The 16,211-nt window shown below is 71.0% G+C and carries 17 protein-coding genes; 7 read left to right on the forward strand and 10 right to left on the reverse strand.

The genetic code is table 11. From position 1 onward, the window contains the following. The first annotated feature begins 163 nt into the window (after window positions 1-163). Entirely contained in the window at window positions 164-841 is a 678-nt protein-coding gene (locus tag FHR33_RS31045) for a DUF2306 domain-containing protein (RefSeq protein WP_246452240.1), read from the forward strand. Here FHR33_RS31045 and FHR33_RS31050 read toward each other — a convergent pair. The 3 genes from FHR33_RS31050 to FHR33_RS31060 all read right to left on the reverse strand — a co-directional run bounded on the left by FHR33_RS31050 (window position 831) and on the right by FHR33_RS31060 (window position 3,126). Beyond that, window positions 831-1,487, reverse strand: coding sequence for a response regulator (locus FHR33_RS31050; RefSeq protein WP_183655207.1), 657 nt, complete (start codon window positions 1,485-1,487; stop codon window positions 831-833). The genes FHR33_RS31045 and FHR33_RS31050 overlap by 11 nt on opposite strands. Next, window positions 1,484-2,623, reverse strand: a complete 1,140-nt coding sequence (locus FHR33_RS31055) for a sensor histidine kinase (RefSeq protein ID WP_183655210.1) — start codon at window positions 2,621-2,623, stop codon at window positions 1,484-1,486. The genes FHR33_RS31050 and FHR33_RS31055 overlap by 4 nt, the downstream gene beginning before the upstream one ends. Before the next feature lie 71 nt (window positions 2,624-2,694). Further along, the gene (locus FHR33_RS31060; RefSeq protein ID WP_183655212.1) at window positions 2,695-3,126 is read right to left on the reverse strand and encodes a DUF2269 family protein; all 432 of its coding nucleotides are present in this window, start codon (window positions 3,124-3,126) and stop codon (window positions 2,695-2,697) included. A gap of 262 nt (window positions 3,127-3,388) precedes the next feature. Between FHR33_RS31060 and FHR33_RS31065 the strand changes: the two genes are divergently transcribed. Then, on the forward strand, window positions 3,389-3,811 hold the full coding sequence (locus FHR33_RS31065) for a DUF6292 family protein (RefSeq protein WP_183655215.1): 423 nt from the start codon (window positions 3,389-3,391) through the stop codon (window positions 3,809-3,811). Window positions 3,812-3,814: 3 nt separating this feature from the next. Here the strand turns inward: FHR33_RS31065 and FHR33_RS31070 are convergent, their stop codons facing one another. Further along, window positions 3,815-4,069, reverse strand: a complete 255-nt coding sequence (locus FHR33_RS31070; protein ID WP_183655218.1) for a hypothetical protein — start codon at window positions 4,067-4,069, stop codon at window positions 3,815-3,817. A gap of 173 nt (window positions 4,070-4,242) precedes the next feature. Between FHR33_RS31070 and FHR33_RS31075 the strand changes: the two genes are divergently transcribed. Genes FHR33_RS31075 through FHR33_RS31085 form a run of 3 tightly spaced genes read left to right on the forward strand, consistent with a single transcriptional unit; the run spans window position 4,243 to window position 5,932 of the window. Next, window positions 4,243-5,016 carry a GntR family transcriptional regulator gene (locus FHR33_RS31075; RefSeq protein WP_183655220.1) on the forward strand — a complete coding sequence of 258 codons (774 nt, stop codon included), beginning with the start codon at window positions 4,243-4,245 and terminating at the stop codon, window positions 5,014-5,016. After that, the gene (locus FHR33_RS31080; protein ID WP_183655222.1) at window positions 5,017-5,523 is read left to right on the forward strand and encodes a GNAT family N-acetyltransferase; all 507 of its coding nucleotides are present in this window, start codon (window positions 5,017-5,019) and stop codon (window positions 5,521-5,523) included. Window positions 5,524-5,542: 19 nt separating this feature from the next. Then, window positions 5,543-5,932, forward strand: a complete 390-nt coding sequence (locus FHR33_RS31085; RefSeq protein ID WP_183655225.1) for a DUF6292 family protein — start codon at window positions 5,543-5,545, stop codon at window positions 5,930-5,932. On the opposite strand, the gene FHR33_RS31090 is transcribed toward FHR33_RS31085, so the two are convergent. From FHR33_RS31090 to FHR33_RS31100, 3 genes are read right to left on the reverse strand one after another with little or no spacing between them, the layout of a single operon-like run. Beyond that, on the reverse strand, window positions 5,929-7,950 hold the full coding sequence (locus tag FHR33_RS31090) for a vWA domain-containing protein (RefSeq protein ID WP_183655228.1): 2,022 nt from the start codon (window positions 7,948-7,950) through the stop codon (window positions 5,929-5,931). The genes FHR33_RS31085 and FHR33_RS31090 overlap by 4 nt on opposite strands. Window positions 7,951-7,977: 27 nt before the next feature. After that, window positions 7,978-8,829, reverse strand: coding sequence for a hypothetical protein (locus tag FHR33_RS51995; RefSeq protein ID WP_183655231.1), 852 nt, complete (start codon window positions 8,827-8,829; stop codon window positions 7,978-7,980). Window positions 8,830-8,885: 56 nt separating this feature from the next. Next, entirely contained in the window at window positions 8,886-10,277 is a 1,392-nt protein-coding gene (locus tag FHR33_RS31100; protein ID WP_183655234.1) for a sigma 54-interacting transcriptional regulator, read from the reverse strand. Window positions 10,278-10,430: 153 nt separating this feature from the next. Here FHR33_RS31100 and FHR33_RS31105 point away from each other — a divergent pair, with 153 nt between their 5' ends. Both FHR33_RS31105 and FHR33_RS31110 read left to right on the forward strand, forming a co-directional pair. Beyond that, window positions 10,431-11,591: an FIST signal transduction protein gene (locus tag FHR33_RS31105; protein WP_183660400.1), complete on the forward strand. Its 1,161-nt coding sequence runs from the start codon at window positions 10,431-10,433 to the stop codon at window positions 11,589-11,591. Next, window positions 11,588-12,544, forward strand: coding sequence for an ROK family protein (locus tag FHR33_RS31110; protein ID WP_183655236.1), 957 nt, complete (start codon window positions 11,588-11,590; stop codon window positions 12,542-12,544). Before FHR33_RS31105 ends, FHR33_RS31110 begins: the two co-directional genes overlap by 4 nt. A gap of 35 nt (window positions 12,545-12,579) precedes the next feature. Here the strand turns inward: FHR33_RS31110 and FHR33_RS31115 are convergent, their stop codons facing one another. The 3 genes from FHR33_RS31115 to FHR33_RS31125 are packed head-to-tail and all read right to left on the reverse strand — an operon-like array spanning window position 12,580 to window position 16,206. Beyond that, window positions 12,580-13,755, reverse strand: coding sequence for an ABC transporter permease (locus FHR33_RS31115; RefSeq protein WP_183655239.1), 1,176 nt, complete (start codon window positions 13,753-13,755; stop codon window positions 12,580-12,582). Next, window positions 13,755-14,438, reverse strand: coding sequence for an ABC transporter ATP-binding protein (locus FHR33_RS31120; RefSeq protein ID WP_183655242.1), 684 nt, complete (start codon window positions 14,436-14,438; stop codon window positions 13,755-13,757). The genes FHR33_RS31115 and FHR33_RS31120 overlap by 1 nt, the downstream gene beginning before the upstream one ends. Beyond that, complete coding sequence (locus FHR33_RS31125; RefSeq protein ID WP_312895796.1) at window positions 14,431-16,206, reverse strand: peptidoglycan-binding protein; 1,776 nt, start codon at window positions 16,204-16,206, stop codon at window positions 14,431-14,433. Before FHR33_RS31125 ends, FHR33_RS31120 begins: the two co-directional genes overlap by 8 nt. Window positions 16,207-16,211: the final 5 nt, after the last annotated feature.

Consider the following 16,211-nt stretch of genomic DNA (forward strand, 5'->3'; position numbering starts at 1 on the left):
GGATGGTGGCGGGCCTGCCCGGACGAGCGGGCAGGCCGCGCCGTCGCACGTGGCCTTCGGCGACGGCTCGCCGAAAGTACGCCTGATTCATGGATGATCGGCCGGTTCGGATCGGGCCGTTCTGCCGATGAGCCGTCACCCTCCCAGCGGTCACGATCGCCTCATGACCGACAAGAGCCTGACGGCACACCGTCCGCGTCCCCGAAACACCGCAGGCGGCAGGGGTGGCTGGCTGCTGCCCACCGTGCTGGTCGTGCTCAGCGTCGTTCCCCTGATCGCGGGAGGCGTCCGTCTGACCGAGCTCGCGGGCGGCGACGTCACGCCGGGGAACGCGCGATTCTTCGCCGCGCCCCTGCCCGTGGTGCTGCACATCTTCTGCGCCGCCGTGTACAGCGTGCTGGGCGCCTTCCAGTTCGCCCCCCGCTTCCGCCGCAGGAGGCCGGGCTGGCACCGCGTCGCCGGGCGGATTCTCGTCCCCTGCGGACTTGCCGCCGCGCTCTCGGGCCTGTGGATGACGCTGTTCTACGCCCGCCCTGTCGGTGACGGCGATCTCCTGGCCGCCTTCCGGCTCCTGTTCGGCACGGCCATGGTCGTGGCGATCTCGCTGGGTCTGGCCGCGATCCGGCGGCGCGACTTCGCCAGGCACCGCGCCTGGATGATCCGTGGATACGCGATCGGCATGGGCGCGGGCACGCAGGTACTGGTCCACCTGCCCTGGCTGTTGTTCTTCGGCCTGCCGGACGAGCTCGGCAGGGCGCTGCTCATGGGAGCGGGCTGGGCGATCAACCTCGTCGTGGTCGAATGGGTCATCCGCAGGCGGCCGGCGGCCTTCAGTTCCTGACGCGGTTGGTCTCGTAGGCCCATATGGCGATCTCGACGCGGTTGCGGGCGCCGAGTTTGGCCATGAGGCTGGCGATGTGGGACTTGACGGTGCTGAGAGAGATGTACAGCTCGTCGCCGATCTCACTGTTGGTCCGCCCGCGCGCCACGGTGGCGAGGATCTGCTCCTCGCGCTCGGTGAGCGCCTCGATGGGTTGCACGGGCGAGGCGGAGGATCCGGCGGCGGCGAAGGTCCTGAGCAGCCGCGCGGTGACGCTCGGCGCGATGAGGGCGTCGCCGTCGGCGGCGGCGTGGACGGCCTGGGAGAGCAGGGCGGTGCCCGCGTCCTTCAGCAGGAACCCTCTGGCGCCGGCCCTCAGGGCAGCGTAGACGTATTCGTCGAGGTCGAACGTGGTGATGACGACGACGGCCAGCGGGTCGTCGACGGCCGGCCCCGCGAGGGCGCGGGTCGCCTCGATGCCGTCGATGCCCGGCATGCGGATGTCGAACAGGCACACGTCGGGGCGCAGCCGCCGCGCGAGCTCGACGGCGTGCCGCCCGTCGGCGGCCTCGCCGATGACCTCGATGTCCGGCTGGGCGTTGAGAATCATGGCGAGCCCGGTGCGGACGATCTCCTGATCGTCGGCGACGATCACCCGGATGCTCATGTCGCCGCCCCCTTCCTCGGAAGCACGGCGGTCACGGTCCATCCTCGATCGGGGTTCGGGCCCGCTTCGCAGGTGCCGCCGTGCAGGTCGGCGCGTTCGGCCATGCCGATCAGCCCGTACCCCTGAGAGGGGGCGGCCGGCACGGGGCTGGGGTCGCCGTCGTCGCTCACGCGCAGGCGCACCGACGTGTCGTCGGCGGACACGCGGACCTCGATGCGGGTGGCGTGCCGAGCGTGTCGCAGGGCGTTGGTGACCGACTCCTGCGCGAGGCGGTAGATCGCGGTGCCGACCGACGGGCGGAGGTCGTCGACGTCGCCGTGGATCTCCACGTCGACGGAGGGGCCCGAGCGAGCTCGGCCGGCCAGTCGCTCGAGGTCGGCGATGCGCTGACCCGGCGCCAGGTCCGCCGGTTGGTCCTGGCGCAGGACCCGGACCAGGGCGCGCATCTCGGCGAGGGCGCGCGACGCCTCCGACTCGATCAGGACGAGCGCCTCGGTCGCGGCGCTCGGCCGCGTCGCCGAGGTGGCGATGCCCGCCTGCGCGCGGATCGCCATGGCAGAGACGTGATGAGCGACGGTGTCGTGCAGGTCGCGGGCCAACTGCTCACGTTCGAGCAGTTTGACGTGATCGAGCTCGCGTCTCCTCGCCCTGGCCCGGTACCGGAAGGCCAGCCCCAGCGCGACGGCCGAGAACAGGATGGCGAGCCCGCCGATCAGATCGCCGAGGCCCGGATGGTCGACGACCGCCGAGAGGAAGGCCCTGCCGAGGATGATCGCCAACCCGATCACGGCCTCCCGCCCCGCCCCCCAGCGAAACAGTGAGTACGGCAGGAGCAGCAGGAAGACCATGGTGTAGGTCTCGGGGGAGTGGCCGCCCGTCAGGAGCGGCGCCAGGCTCAGGGAGCCGAAGGCGATCGCGACCATCGGCAGCGGTCTGCTCCGGCGCCACAACAGGGTGGGCACCAGCGCCACGGTGAGCGTCACCGAGACGGTCCGCCACGGGAGGTCGGGCCGCAGCACCCCTTCGAGCACCGTGAGCGCCACGAGCAGCCCCACCAGGGCCCAGTCGCGCCGGCCTCGCCGCGGCGGACGGGCAGGGCGGGGCTCGTCCCACAGGGAACGAAGAAGGGGGAGCACCCCATCATCGTATGAGAGCCCCTGCCCCTCCGGATCGGCCCGAAGGACGAGAAACAGGGCCTCCTGGCGTCCTAGCCCTCGCCGGGGAAGATCATCAAGAACAGGATCACGAGGTAGATCAGGCCGATCACGCCGCTGATCATCGCGATGCGCGCGTTCTCGACCTTCGCGTCGTCGGCGGGGGTCTCGGTGGCGAAGACCCTGACGGCGGCGCGAAGGTCGCGTTCGACGAGGAAGAGCAGGACGAGCGCGACGACGAACAGGGTCATCGACGCCGACATGTACCAACGGCCCAGCACGCCGAGGCTCGCGCCGAGCCAGACGCCGAAGATCAGCACACCGAGCGAGCCGATCCCGTAGATTCTGGTCATCCGCTGCAGGGTCTGCAGGACTGCGGCGTTCTTGGCGCGGATCGCGCGCGGCGCGGCCATGATCACCGCGGTGAGCGGGCCGATGGCGAAGATCGCGAATGCGATGTGCAGCCAGAGCAACGTGCTATTCATGGGGCTGACATTAGTCGCCCGGTGATCGCACCGGTATTACTCAGGACCCGCCTTCTGGGGCTCCTCGCGCTCGTGAGGGCAGCTCATGCACAGCTCGAAAGCCGCGATGCCGACGGCCATCACGACGAGCAGCACAATCATGGCGAGCATGGCTTCCTCCTTCCCCGAATATCGTCCGTAATGACTAGACGCTCTGGCAATGGAATAAGTTCAGCGCCGGTATGGTTGGCATTCTGTTCTCCAGGCACAAGGGGGTGCCGTCGTGGCCGTGAGGCACGTCGAGCCGTACTCACAGGAATGGGTGCGCCAGCCGTTCTCCTACGTCCGTCAGGTCGTCGACCTGCTCGGCGACGAGGTTGCCGACTGGTGGGAGGGTCCTTGCGACCCTCGTGACGCCACCCTTCGCCTGCGTGACGGCAGTGCCCTGGTCTGGGACGAGGAGAGCGGCTGGCGCCTCGGAGCCTTCGTCTCCGGCGGCCACGGCCTGCACACCGAGCTGGCGGGGGTGCGTTACCTCGGCCACGGCCTCCTGCCCAGGCCGGAGCGGGTGCCGGGAGCGCTGGCCGACGCGCGCGCCGGGGTCGGCGCCAGCTCGGCATGGCGTCCCTGCTACCGCTCCCACCGCAACTGCCGCGACGGGTTCGACGTCGCGCTCAGCTACTACTGCGCGGTGCTCAACGCCTGAGCGTCAGGTCGCTCGTTCCTTCGTGTCGCAGGTCGGGCAGTCGAAGGGTGCGTGCTGGTCATTGGTCGCGTACCTGCATCCCGTGTGATCGACGGTGAACCCGAGGATGCGTCTGGTGCCCGCGTGGATCGGGCCTGGTGGCGCGCCGGTGGCCGAGCTCCTGCCGTCCTCGTGGTGGATCCCTATCACCACGACGACGAACACACCCGCCGCCCCGCTCGCGATGATCAGCGCCAGGATGATGGCTGCTTCCAACATGGAGGCCTCCCCTCGGTCTGGGGTGGATATCGGGGGTCGCGGTCCCGAGATGCGGCCTCCTTGCCGCGTCCGTTCTCGCAGGGAATCCTTCGTGTAGGATTCAGTTGGGTAAACCCAGTCATACCAATGATTGGTGTCATCCAAACCATCGGAACTCAAAGAGGAGCGATCCGGTGCCTCCGAAGTACCAGCAGCTGGCCGACCGCCTGCGCAAGGCCATCGAGGACGGACGGTGGGCCCCGGGCGACCAGATCCCCACCGAGATCGAGCTGCGCGACTCCTCGGGCTTCTCGGTCAACACCGTGCGCGAGGCCATCCGCCAGCTGGTGAACCAGGAGCTGCTGGAGAAGCGCCAGGGCGAGGGCACCTTCGTGCGCCGCAGGCCCGACACCTTCCCCGTGCTGCTGTCGGACGAGGAGGGCAGGCGCGCCGCCGACCTGCCGGGCGACGCCTACGTCTCCTCCGTCCTGCTGCGCGGGCGCCGTCCCGAGGTGGGCAGGCCGCACGTGGACGTCGTGGAGGCCCGCGCCGACGTGGCCCTCAGGCTCGACGTCAAGGTCGGCGCCAAGGTGGTCACCCGGGTCCAGCAGCGCTTCGTGGACGGCACGCCGTGGTCGCTGCAGACCTCCTACTACCCGATGGACATCGCCGACGGCACCGACCTCATCAGGCCGGGTGACATCGAGCGGGGCACGATCAGGCTGCTCGAGGACCTCGGGCACCCGCAGGTCGGCTACACCGACGAGCTGACCGCCCGCATGTCCTACCCCGACGAGAGCGCCTTCTTCGCCGTGACGGGGGCGGGGGTGTCGGTCCAGGTGCTGTGGCGCACCGCCTTCGACGCCGAGCGGCCGATCAGGCTCACCGTGACCGTCTATCCGGCCGACCGCAACCGCCTCGTCTACCACATCGGGTCCGTCCCGGCGAAGTATCGAGACCGGAGCTGAATGATCCACCTGCGCCAGGCCACGCCGGACGACTTCCCGGCGATCATCGGCCTGATCGAGAACGCCGCGGCCTGGCTCGCGGACAAGGACACCGACCAGTGGCAGCGGCCGTGGCCCGACAGGACGGCCAGGGACGCCAGGGTCATGGGCGGCATCGAGCAGCGCCTGACCTGGGTGGAGGAGCGCGACGGCCGTGTCGCGGCCACCGTCACCCTCACCACGGCGGTGCAGAGGGAGCTGTGGGCCGAGCACGAGCCCGACACCCCCGCCCTCTACCTGCACAGGCTCGTCGTCCACCGCGACCACGCGGGCCACGGCATGGGCGCCGAGATCATCGACTGGGCGGAGGCGCGCGGGCCCGGGCTGCTACGCATCGACGTATGGAAGACGAACGAGTCGCTGCACAAGTACTACCTGCGCCAGGGGTTCGACTTCGTGGGCATGTCGCGCCTGTCCGGGTATCCCTCGGCGGCCCTCTTCCACAGGAAGATGGTTACAGTGGGGTAAAGCCTCCCCCATCGAAGGGATGAGCATGCGGCCGTACACGCCCGAATGGCTCTCGATGCCTGTCGCCTACGTTGCCGAAGTAGCCCTCGCCGTCGATGCCGTCGAGTGGTGGGACGACCCGTTCGATCCCCGCGACGCCACCATCCTGCTGGTCTCAGGGGCCGCCCTGGTCTGGGACGAGGAGAGCGGCTGGCGCCACGGCCGGTTCCTGTCGGGGGAGAAGGGCGTGCGCACGGTGCTCGCCGACCCCCGCTACCTGGGCGGCGGCGTGCTGCCCGAGCCCGCTGACGTGCCCGTGCTGCAGGCCATGGGCGGCAGTCACGTCCGACCCCACTACCGATCCTTCCGCGACTACGGCGACGGCCTCGACGAGCGGCTGGCCACCTACACGATCCCGGCGATCGTCTAGCGGGCCCTGCGCAGCCGCAGGAAGTCGCTGACGACGTACTCACCGAGGCGGTCGGCGCTGGGGGAGAAGACCCTGCCTCCGTTGCGCCTGGCGACCTCGTCGACGAACTCCTTCAGCCGGTCGTCGGCGGCGAGCATGAACACGTTGATCGTCGCTCGCCGCCTGGTCATCTTGTCGACCTCGGAGAGCGTGAGCTCCAGCGTCTCGGGCGAGGGCGGCCACTCGAAGGCGGAGCGGCCGTTGCGCATCAGGTGCGCGGTCGGCTCGCCGTCGGTGACGACCAGCACGACAGGCTCGAAGTCGGGATGCCTGTCGAGGTGCCTGCCCGCGATGAGCAGGGCATGGTGCAGGTTCGTGCCCTGCACCATGTCCCAGTCGAGGCCGGCGAGCTCGTCGGGCTGCAGCACCCTCGCGTAGTTGGAGAAGCCGACGATCTGGACGGCGTCCTGCGGGAACTTCGAGGCGACCAGGGCCTGCAGGGCCAGCGCGGTCTGCTTGGCGGCGGCCCATGTGCCTCGCAGCGCCATCGAGTACGACAGGTCGACCAGCAGGCACACGGCGGCCGCGCTGCGCCGCTCGGTCTCGCTGACCTCGAAGTCGTCCACCGAGAGCCGCACCCTCGAATGCGGCCTCGCGTCGCGCCCACGGGCCAGGGTCCCCCGGGAGGACGGCGCGCTCCTGCCTTCATGCGCGCGGGGGGAGGCGTCACCACGGCGGATGCCGTTGACGAGGGTGCGGACGACGTCGATCGGTTGCTCGTCACCGAAACGCCACGGCCTGGACGAGCCGGTGAGCTCACCCGCCGAGCCCGCGTCGCGCTGGTCGTGGTCGCCCCTGCGCCCGGCGTCGAGAGAGGCGAAGACGCGGCGCAGCGCCGTCTCTCCGAGCCTGCGCACCGCCTTGGGCGTGAGTTCGAGCTTGCCGCGCCGCCTCAGCAGGTAGCCCTGCTCCTCCAGCTCCCGCTCGATCCGCTTGAGCGCGTCCAGGTCGTCGACGGCCGAGCGGCCGAGGGCACGCCGTACCGCGGCCTCGTCGACGTCGTCGAGGCGCGCGCCCGGGTAGTCCTGGCGGAGGGCGGCCTCCAGCTGGGTGAGGTCGGCCAGCTCCTCCAGGGCCGTCACGGCGTCGCCCATGCCCATGGGGTCCTCGCCCGTCAGCCGTTCGGGGGTGCCCCACGCCAGATCGGGACGGCGGGCGTAGAGCGAGTCGCCAAGGCGGCGCATCTGCTCCGACAGCCCCGCCTGGTCGAGCGTCTGGTTGATGAGGTTGTTGAGCTCCTCGCGCTGGCGCGGCGTGAGCGAGGCGAGCATCCGCTGGGTGGCGGCGGCCCTGCGGGCGAGGATGTCGACGAGTTCCTCGAGCGTGCGTGGCCGCTCAGGGAACATGTCTTCGTACTTCGACATGAAGGAGTCGAAATCGCTCTGGGTGTGGGCGCCCTGGGCGTCGCGCTCCAGCATGTCGTTCAGGTCCGACATCATCTGCCTGACCCGCTCCATCGCGGCGGGGTCGGGGTTGGCCAGCGCGTCGCGCATCCCCTTGAACTGCGCGTCGAGCACCTCCCGCCGCAGCAGGCCGCGCAGCTCCTCGAAGGTCTGCCTGGCCGCCGCCGAGCGCCACTCGTAGGAGCTCAGCTCCTGGATGGCGCTCGCGGTGTCGTCGGGCAGGTTGTCGAGCGTGGCCTCGCGCAGCCGCGCGTCGTCGGAGGGGTCGGGGAACAGCTCGCCGCGCTCCTGCCCGATCGCCTTGTCGAGCAGGGAGCGGGCCCTGTCGAGCGTGCCGTCGAGCCTGCCGCGCTCGCGCAGCTCGCGCCGGCGTCTCCTGACCTCCCTGAGCATGTCGTCGAGCCCGCGACGGTCCTCGGCGCCGGGCAGACCGCGCTTCAGCAGGTCGCGCAGCGCGTGGACGGGCGTCGACCCCGACAGGATGGCGTCGCCCATCTCGTCGAGCGCCGCCCGCACGTCGTACGGCGGAGCAAGCGGGTCAGGCCCGTCGTGGTACTCGCCATAGCGGTAGCCCATGCGCCCACGCTAACCCGGGATCGCCCCTTATGCGTCGCCGTAGACCTCCCACACCTCGATCAGCTCGCCGCTGAGCGGGTTGTAGTCGGCCTTGACCAGCACAGGGTGCTTCTGCGCCTTCAGCACTTTCGTGAAGTCGGCGGCCGTGCAGGGCTTCTGCCCGAGGCCGTCGCGGGAGGCGTTGACCGGCTTGCCGGTCAGCCAGCCGCTGGAGCACTTCGCGGTGACCCTGTAGAAGCCGATGGCGTGGGTGTAGCCCAGCTTGATCCCCTTGAAGGAGACCGTGGTGTCGTTGACCCGCTTGATCGTGCCGAACGCGCTCCTGGGGTTGCCCCAGTCGGTCAGGAACTCGCTGACCTTGACGGCCTTGGCGCCTGAGTACTCGACCTTGAAGGGCGCGGGCCCGCGCTGCAGCGTGAAGGCCAGGTCGGCAGGCGTGCACTTCGTCCTGCCCAGGCCCTTGGCGTCGAGCGCCACGCGGCCCTCGGTCTCCACCAGGTCGCAGGCGACCGTGACGCGGCTGTAGGCGGACTTGGTGTAGTCGAGCCTGACTTCCTTGGCGCCGGCGACGGCCTTGAGCTTGTAGCGCAGGACGCCGTGCTCCTTGACGAGCGTCGCCTTGGCGGGCGTGACGCGCAGGACGCCCTTGCCGTCGGACCAGGCGAAGCCGTACGCCACCTTGGCGGCGGCGGCGGCGGCCGCGCCTGCGGCGGGCAGGCCGGCAGGCACGGCGGCAGGCACAGTGGCGGGCGCCGTGGCCGGCACAGTGGCAGGGACGGTCCCCGGCGCGCCGGCAGGGACGGCGGCGGCCGAGGCGGCGCCGGTGGCGCTGAGGGCGGCACAAAGACAGGCGCTGGCGGTCAGTGCGAGCAGACGCATGATCTCCCCCGGGATTTAGGTGTCACCGAGTAGGACGCGGGAGATCGCGCGAATGTTTACGTCCGATAGGTGGCGACTCCGTCGACGTCGTCCTTCGACAGCCGGCGCATGAGATAGAGCCCTTCGAGCGCGAACTCCAGCGCGGCCGCCGCGTGGCCGGGTGACTCCTCGCCGGTGCCCATGCCGAGCTTGGACATCACCCTCGCCAGCCCCTCGACGGGGCCGATGCGGCGCAGCAGCTCACCGGCGGGGACCAGCTCGCCGGACTCCACCTGGGTGCCCGCCGCGAACTTGTCGAGCAGCGGCGTGAGGTCCATGCCGCCGAGCCTGCCGCGGAAGGTCTCCGCGGTGGCGCGGCGCAGCAGGTGGGCCAGGATCTCGGTCTCCCTGCCCTCCTCGCTGACCTCGAACTCCACCTTGCCGCGCAGGCTGGGCACGACCGTGGCCAGGTCGCAGACGCGGGTCACGGCCCGCTCCTCGCCGGTGATGGCGGCCCGCCGTACGGCCGAGGCCGCGGCGGTCTCGGAGGCGGCGATGGAGAAGCGCGCCGACACGCCCGAACGGGCGTCGACGGCGGTCGACTCGCGCACCAGGCGGGTGAAGCGGGCGATGACCTCGACCAGGTGCTCGGGCACGTCCGCGCCGATGCCCGGCGTCGACTCCTGGCGGATGAGCGTGAGCTCGTCCTCGATGGTCAGCGGGTAGTGGGTGCGGATCTCGGCGCCGAAGCGGTCCTTCAGCGGGGTGATGATGCGGCCGCGGTTGGTGTAGTCCTCGGGGTTCGCGCTGGCGATGAGCAGGATGTCGAGCGGCAGGCGCAGGTTGTAGCCGCGTACCTGGATGTCGCGCTCCTCCAGCACGTTGAGCAGCGAGACCTGGATGCGTTCGGCCAGGTCGGGCAGCTCGTTGACGGAGAAGACGCCGCGGTTGGTGCGCGGGACGAGGCCGTAGTGGACGGTCTCGGGGTCGCCGAGCGTGCGCCCCTCGGCGATCTTGATGGGGTCGACGTCGCCGATGAGGTCGCCGACGGAGGTGTCGGGCGTGGCGAGCTTCTCGCCGTAGCGCTCGTCGCGGTGCTTCCACGCCACGGGCAGGGACTCTCCCAGCTCGTCGGCCAGGCGCCTGCAACGGGCGCAGACCGGAGCGTAAGGATGGTCGTTGATCTCGCATCCCTCGACCACGGGGGTCCACTCGTCGAGCAGGCCGGTGACCGTACGGATGAGCCTGGTCTTGCCCTGGCCGCGTTCGCCCAGCAGGACCAGGTCGTGGCCGGCCAGCAGGGCGCGCTCGAGGTGGGGCAGGACGGTCTCGTCGAAGCCCACGATGCCGGGAAAGCGAGGCTCGCCCGCGCGGAGCCTGGCGAGCAGGTTCTCGCGGACCTCGGTCTTGACGCTGCGATGAGCGTGACCGCTCTCTCGCAGTTCACGGAGAATACGAGGCTGATGCACGGGTTCGAGACTACGTCGCCTTGGGGGAGTGCGGGAATGTCTTTCGGATTTGACTGATGCGTGACGATAAGGGCGCGTGCTTGTGCTCGCAGTGGGGAGAATCCGCCCGAGGGACACCACCGACGTGTAAGGGAGGCGAGACACGTGGCGCTGTTGACGAGCCGATTCGCTGACGGCCTCGCCGTGGGATCCGACCTCGGCGCGGCCGCTGAGACGGCCGTGCGGCAGGCGCTCGCAGGACTGAGCGGACCCGCCGACCTGGTCTGCTTCTTCATCTGCGGTGAGGACCCCGACGATGTGGCGAGGGCGGGACAGCGGGCCATGGCGGTCGCCTCGTCCGCGCACGTGATCGGCTGCAGCGCGACAGGCGTGATCGGCGACGGCCAGGGCGTGGAGCTGACGCCCTCGGTGAGCGCCTGGGCGGCGACGCTCGACGGCGGGCGGCTGACCACGTTCCAGCTGGAGACGCTGACCGCCGAGGACAAGTTCGTGGTCGTCGGGCTGCCCGAGCGCCAGGCCGACGACCAGGTGGCGATCCTGCTGGCCGATCCGTACACCTTCCCCACCGACGCCTTCGTCGAGCGCTCCTCCGAGGTGCTCGGCGACCTTCCGCTGATCGGCGGCCTGGCCAACGGGCTCGAGGGCAGGGGTTCGGTGCGGCTGTTCGCAGGGGGCGAGGTCTACACCGAGGGCGCCATCGGGGTGCTGCTGGGCGGCGGGGTCAAGGTCAGCACCGTGGTCAGCCAGGGCTGCAGGCCGATCGGGCCGACCATGGTGGTCACCAGCGCGGAGGAGAACCTGTTGCTGGAGCTGGCGGGTCAGCCCGCCCTGGCCAGGCTGGAGGACATCGTCAGCGACCTGGACGAGGACGACCGCGAGCTGGTCGCGGCGGGGCTGCAGATCGGCGTGGCGATGGACGAGTACGCCGAACACCACGAGCGGGGAGACTTCCTCATCCGCGGGGTCATCGGGATCGACCCCGAACGGGAGGCGGTGGCCATCGGCGACGTGGTCGACATCGGCAGGACCGTGCGCTTCCAGGTGCGCGACGCGGCGACCGCCGACGAGGACCTCTACGACCTGCTCGACGCGCATCGCGAGGAGCTCGGCAGGATCGACGGCGCCCTGCTGTTCGCCTGCAACGGCAGGGGCTCGGCGATGTTCGGCAGCGCCGACCACGACGCGGTCGCGCTGCGCGACACGCTCGGCTCGATCGGCATGGCGGGCTTCTTCGCGGCGGGCGAGGTGGGCCCCGTGGCAGGCCACAACCATGTGCACGGCTTCACCGCCTCGATCCTGGTCTTCTCCTCGTGATCCTCGCGATCGACATCGGCGGGACGAAGTTCGCCGCCGGGCTGGTCTCCGCCGCCGGTGAGGTGGTGGCGGCCGAGCGGGTGGCCACCCCGAGGGACGGCGGGGCCGAGACGCTGTGGGAGATGCTCGCCGACCTCGTCGAGCCCTTCTCCGCCGACGTCAAGGGCGTCGGCGTCGGCTGCGGAGGGCCGATGACCTGGCCCGCGGGCGAGGTGTCGCCGCTCAACATGCCGGGCTGGCGCGGGTTCCCGCTGCGCGCCAGGCTCGCCGAGCGCTTCCCCTCGGTGCCCGTGCGCCTGCACAATGACGCCGTCTGCCTCGCCGTCGCCGAGCACTGGCGGGGAGCGGGCAGGGGCAGCGCGAACATGCTGGGGATGGTCGTGTCCACAGGTGTGGGCGGCGGGCTCGTCCTCGGCGACCGGCTGATCGACGGCGGCACCGGCAACGCGGGGCACATCGGGCACGTCGTGGTCGACCCCGAGGGCCCGCCGTGCGGGTGCGGCGGCCGCGGCTGCCTGGAGGCGGTCGCCCGTGGCCCCGGGCTCACCGCCTGGGCGCTGGCGCAGGGCTGGAAGCCCGCCACGTACGGCGACGCGCACGACGCGGGGCCGTACAGGGAGGATCGCGAGGTGACGGCGCGGGAGCTCGCCCGCGACGCCGCGGCGGGCGACGAGGTGGCGATGGCCGCGATGCGCAGGGCGGGCACCGCCCTCGGCGTGGCGATCGCCTCCGCCACGGCGCTGTGCGACCTCGACCTCGTCACCGTCGGCGGCGGCCTGTCGCAGGCGGGCGAGCTGCTGTTCGGCCCGCTGGAGGAGGCGCTGCGCGGGCACGCGCGCCTCGACTTCGCGCGCAGGGTCAGGGTCTGCCCCGCCGAGCTCGGGCAGGACGCCGGCCTCGTCGGAGCGGCGGCTCTCGTCCTGGCGGAGGAACGCTACTGGAGCGCCGGGTAGTCCGGCCCACGCGGCCTGGCTCGGTGTGGCCGCGGCTACCGGAGTGCGTCGACCGGCTCCATCCTGGCGGCGCGCAGGGCGGGGTAGAGCCCGGCCAGCAGGCCGACCAAGGCCCCGGCGAGGGGCGCGATCAGGGCCAGCCGCAGGTCGAGCACGGGTGTCCACTGCTTGGCCGCCGAGACGGCGACGATGGCGAGGATGCCGAGGCTGGCGCCGATCACTCCGCCGGTCAGCCCGGTGAGCGTCGACTCCAGCAGGAACTGGGCGGCGATGTGCCGGCGCGCCGCTCCGAGGGAGCGGCGCAGGCCGATCTCGGCGACGCGCTCCATGACGGTGACGAGGGTGACGTTGGCGATGCCCACGGCGCCCACGACGAGCGACACCAGCCCCAGGATGAGGAACAGCGCGTTGACGTCGTTCTGCACGGCGTCACGCGCCCTGGTCGGGCTGGGAGGCGCGATGACCTGCAGCTCGGCCTCGTTGCCCGGGCTGAGCGCGGTCGGCGCCTGCCTGGCGATCAGGTCGGCGGCGCCCAGACTGGTGTTGATCAGCACTCTCGTGACGTCCTTGATCCCGAACCGCTTGCCGATCGTGGGCGGGACCATGACGGCGGTGCCGAGGTTCTTCTCACGCTGCATCGCGCCGAGCACGCCGATCACGGTGTAGGCGTGCTTGCCGATGAAGACGGCGGGCGCCCTGTCCGGCCGGGTGATGCCGAGCATCTTCGCCGCCTGCTCGCCGACCACCACGACCTTGTCCTGCCTGGCGAGATGGCCGGCGTCGAAGTAGCGGCCCTGGATCATGCTGCCCTTGACCGCGCCGGGCAGGCCGGTGCTGGTGGCCACGACGGTCAGCGTCTGGTCGGTGACCCGCGTGGGATCGATGATCTTGTTCGAGCGCACGCTCAGGTTGGCGCTCTTCTTGGTCTCCGCGACGGCGGCGGCCGAGGTGACGCCACGCAACCTGGTGACCTGGTCGACGGCGTCCCACTCGACGGCGGCCTTGGCGTTCTCCGCCACCTCGACGGTCACCGTCGTGGCGGTCAGCGCGTCGAACCTGCCGACGATCTGGTTGCCCGCGGTGGCGGCGACGCCGAGGGTGATGACGAGCGTGGTGATGCCGAGCACGGTGCCCAGCGTGGTGAGAGCGGTCCTGACGGGACGGGCCAGCATGCCGGCCATGGCCTCGTTCAGCAGGTCACGGAGGTCCACTACTCCTCCACCAGGACGCCGTCGGTGATCCTGACCCTGCGCTGGGCACGGTCGCTCACCTCGGTCTCGTGCGTGATGACCACGATCGTCAGCCCCTGCCCTCTCAGCTCGTCGAACAGGTCGAGGACGGCGCCGGTGTTGCGGCTGTCGAGGTTACCGGTGGGCTCGTCGCACAGGAGCAGGGAGGGGCCGCCCATCAGCGCCCTGGCGATCGCCGCGCGCTGCCGCTCGCCGCCCGACAGCCGGTCGGGCAGGAAGTCCACCCGATGGGACAGCCCGACGCGCTCCAGCGCCTCCAGCGCCCTGGCCCTGCGGTTCCTGCGCTCCCGAGCTCCTCTGCTCCGGTAGACCTCGGCGAGCATCACGTTCTCGGCGACGCTCCTGTGTGCGAGCAGGTGGAACGACTGGAAGACGAAGCCGATCCTGCTTCCGCGCAGCTTGGTGCGTTCGCCGTCGCGCAGGGTCGTGGTCTCGATGCCGTCGATGCGGTAGCTGCCCGAGGTGGGCGTGTCGAGCAGGCCGAGCACGTTGAGCAGGGTGGACTTGCCCGACCCCGAAGGGCCGACGATCGCGAGGTAGTCCTTCGGCAGCACCTCGAGGAAGACGTCGGACAGCGCGCGCACCGGAGGGTCGGCGGGGAACTCCCTGGTGAGGCCCTCGAGGGCGATGACGGGCTCAGGCACCGCTGACCACCACCCTGTCGCCCTCCTTGAGGTCGCCGGTGACCTCGACCTTGCCGTCGGCGGTCAGTCCCGTGCGCACCTCCACGTCCTTCGTCTTGTCGGGCGAGACCTCGACGCGCACCCTGGCCTTGCCGTCGGCCGAGGTGGTGACGGCGGCCACGGGCACCACCAGCACCTCGGTGTCGGTCGCGCCGACCGTCACCTTCGCGGTGACGGCCGTGCCCGCCAGTCCCTTGAGCCCCTTCTCCGACACCGGGCTGATCAGCACGGGCTCCGAGCTCATCCCCTCCTCGCCCTCCGCGGGCTTGGCCTCGTCGGTGGACAGCGCGGCCTTCTCGCCGAACGCGGTCAGGGTGGCCGGGTAGGTCTTGCCCGAGGAGGTCTCGATGACGGCGTCGAGCCCCTCCTTCAGCAGGTCGATCTCGGTGGACTCCACCGAGCCCGTGACGACGAAGGACGAGCTGGTGACGGTGGCGACCGCCTTGTCCACGTTCTCGCCGGCCTTGACCCCCGCCTTGTGCAGGCGGGCGGGCAGCTTGGGCAGGAAGACCAGCTCGCCAGGCGGGATCGTGGTGCCGAACGTCCTCTGGTACTCCGCCATCAGCGACCTGGCGGCGGCGAGATCCTTCCGGGCGTTGGCGACCTTCAGCTTGACCGGTGACAGCGAGCGGGCCTGCCGCAGCGCCTGCTCGGCGGTGGCCACGGCCTCCTTGGCGTCGCGCACCGTCTTGCTGAGCTCCGTGAGCCGCTTCCCCCTGGCCAGCCGCGCCTCCTCCTCGATCCGCCCGTAGGCCCTGCGCGCGGACTCCAGGTCGGCCCGCGCGTTGGACACGCGCAGCTCCAGCAGGGTCGTGTCGACGGAGGCCTTCGGTGAGGGCGCGGGCGCGGGCGTGGCGGCCGGCGAGGTCGTGGTCGTGGGAGAGCCGGTGTCAGGCGTGTCGTTCTCCTGCACCGCGGCGGCCAGATCGTTCTCGGCCTGCAGGACCCTCTCCTCCGCCGCGCGCACCGCGACGTCCGCGGCCTCGATCTTGGCGTCGTCCTCGGTGGTGTGGCTGCGCTCCTTCGCCTCGTCATAGGCGCGCTGGGCGGCCTTCAGGTCGGCCCTGGCGTTGCCGAGCTTCAGCTTCAGCGGCCGGACGTCGCCGCCCTGGTCGAGGGCCTTCTGTTCGGTGACCAGCGTCTCCTGGGCCGTCTGTACGGCCTTGCGCAACGAGTCGAGCTGCTGCCGCGACTCGAGGGTGGGCTGCTGGGCCTCGTAACCCTTCCTGGCGTAGAACTTCGTGACGGCCGCCACGGTCGCCGGGTCGAACACGCCGGTCACCCTCGCGCCGTGGCCGAGAGCGCGCAACGCCCTCTGCAGCTGCTTGACGTCCGCGCCCTTGGCGCCTGGCCCGATCGTGCGGTGCATGGGCACCTTGCCCGACATGGCGAAGACCGGCCTGCCGTTGACCTCCATCAGGACCCCGCCTTCCACGACCTTGCCGGGGCGGGGCGCACGGGTGGCGCGCTGGGTGGTGTCGGAGCCGCCGACCACGCCCGCCAGCGTGACGGGCAGCGGCGAGCCGTACTCCAGGGTGCCGCTGACCACGACCGTGCTGACCAGCTTGGTGCGCTCCACCGGGGCGGTGATCAGCGAGGCTTTCGGCGGCGTGCGCAGCGCCGCCTCGTCGGCGGGTGAGCGCAGCCGGGTGCTGACGCCCCAGCCGACGCCCGCGGTCGCGATCACGCAGGCCACGGTGCCGATCAGCACCTTGCGGGGGGACTTCACGACAG

The sequence above is a fragment of the Nonomuraea dietziae genome, from assembly GCF_014195505.1.
Taxonomy (GTDB): Bacteria; Actinomycetota; Actinomycetes; order Streptosporangiales; family Streptosporangiaceae; genus Nonomuraea; species Nonomuraea roseola.

Bases quoted from the DNA above. Each gene is read 5' to 3' on its own strand.
- FHR33_RS31050 (WP_183655207.1), bottom strand. From the start codon at position 1,487: ATGAGCATCCGGGTGATCGTCGCCGACGATCAGGAGATCGTCCGCACC.
- FHR33_RS31085 (WP_183655225.1), top strand. From the start codon at position 5,543: ATGAGCATGCGGCCGTACACGCCCGAATGGCTCTCGATGCCTGTCGCC.
- FHR33_RS31060 (WP_183655212.1), bottom strand. From the start codon at position 3,126: ATGAATAGCACGTTGCTCTGGCTGCACATCGCATTCGCGATCTTCGCC.
- FHR33_RS31090 (WP_183655228.1), bottom strand. From the start codon at position 7,950: ATGGGCTACCGCTATGGCGAGTACCACGACGGGCCTGACCCGCTTGCT.
- FHR33_RS31070 (WP_183655218.1), bottom strand. From the start codon at position 4,069: ATGTTGGAAGCAGCCATCATCCTGGCGCTGATCATCGCGAGCGGGGCG.
- FHR33_RS31045 (WP_246452240.1), top strand. From the start codon at position 164: ATGACCGACAAGAGCCTGACGGCACACCGTCCGCGTCCCCGAAACACC.
- FHR33_RS51995 (WP_183655231.1), bottom strand. From the start codon at position 8,829: ATGCGTCTGCTCGCACTGACCGCCAGCGCCTGTCTTTGTGCCGCCCTC.
- FHR33_RS31080 (WP_183655222.1), top strand. From the start codon at position 5,017: ATGATCCACCTGCGCCAGGCCACGCCGGACGACTTCCCGGCGATCATC.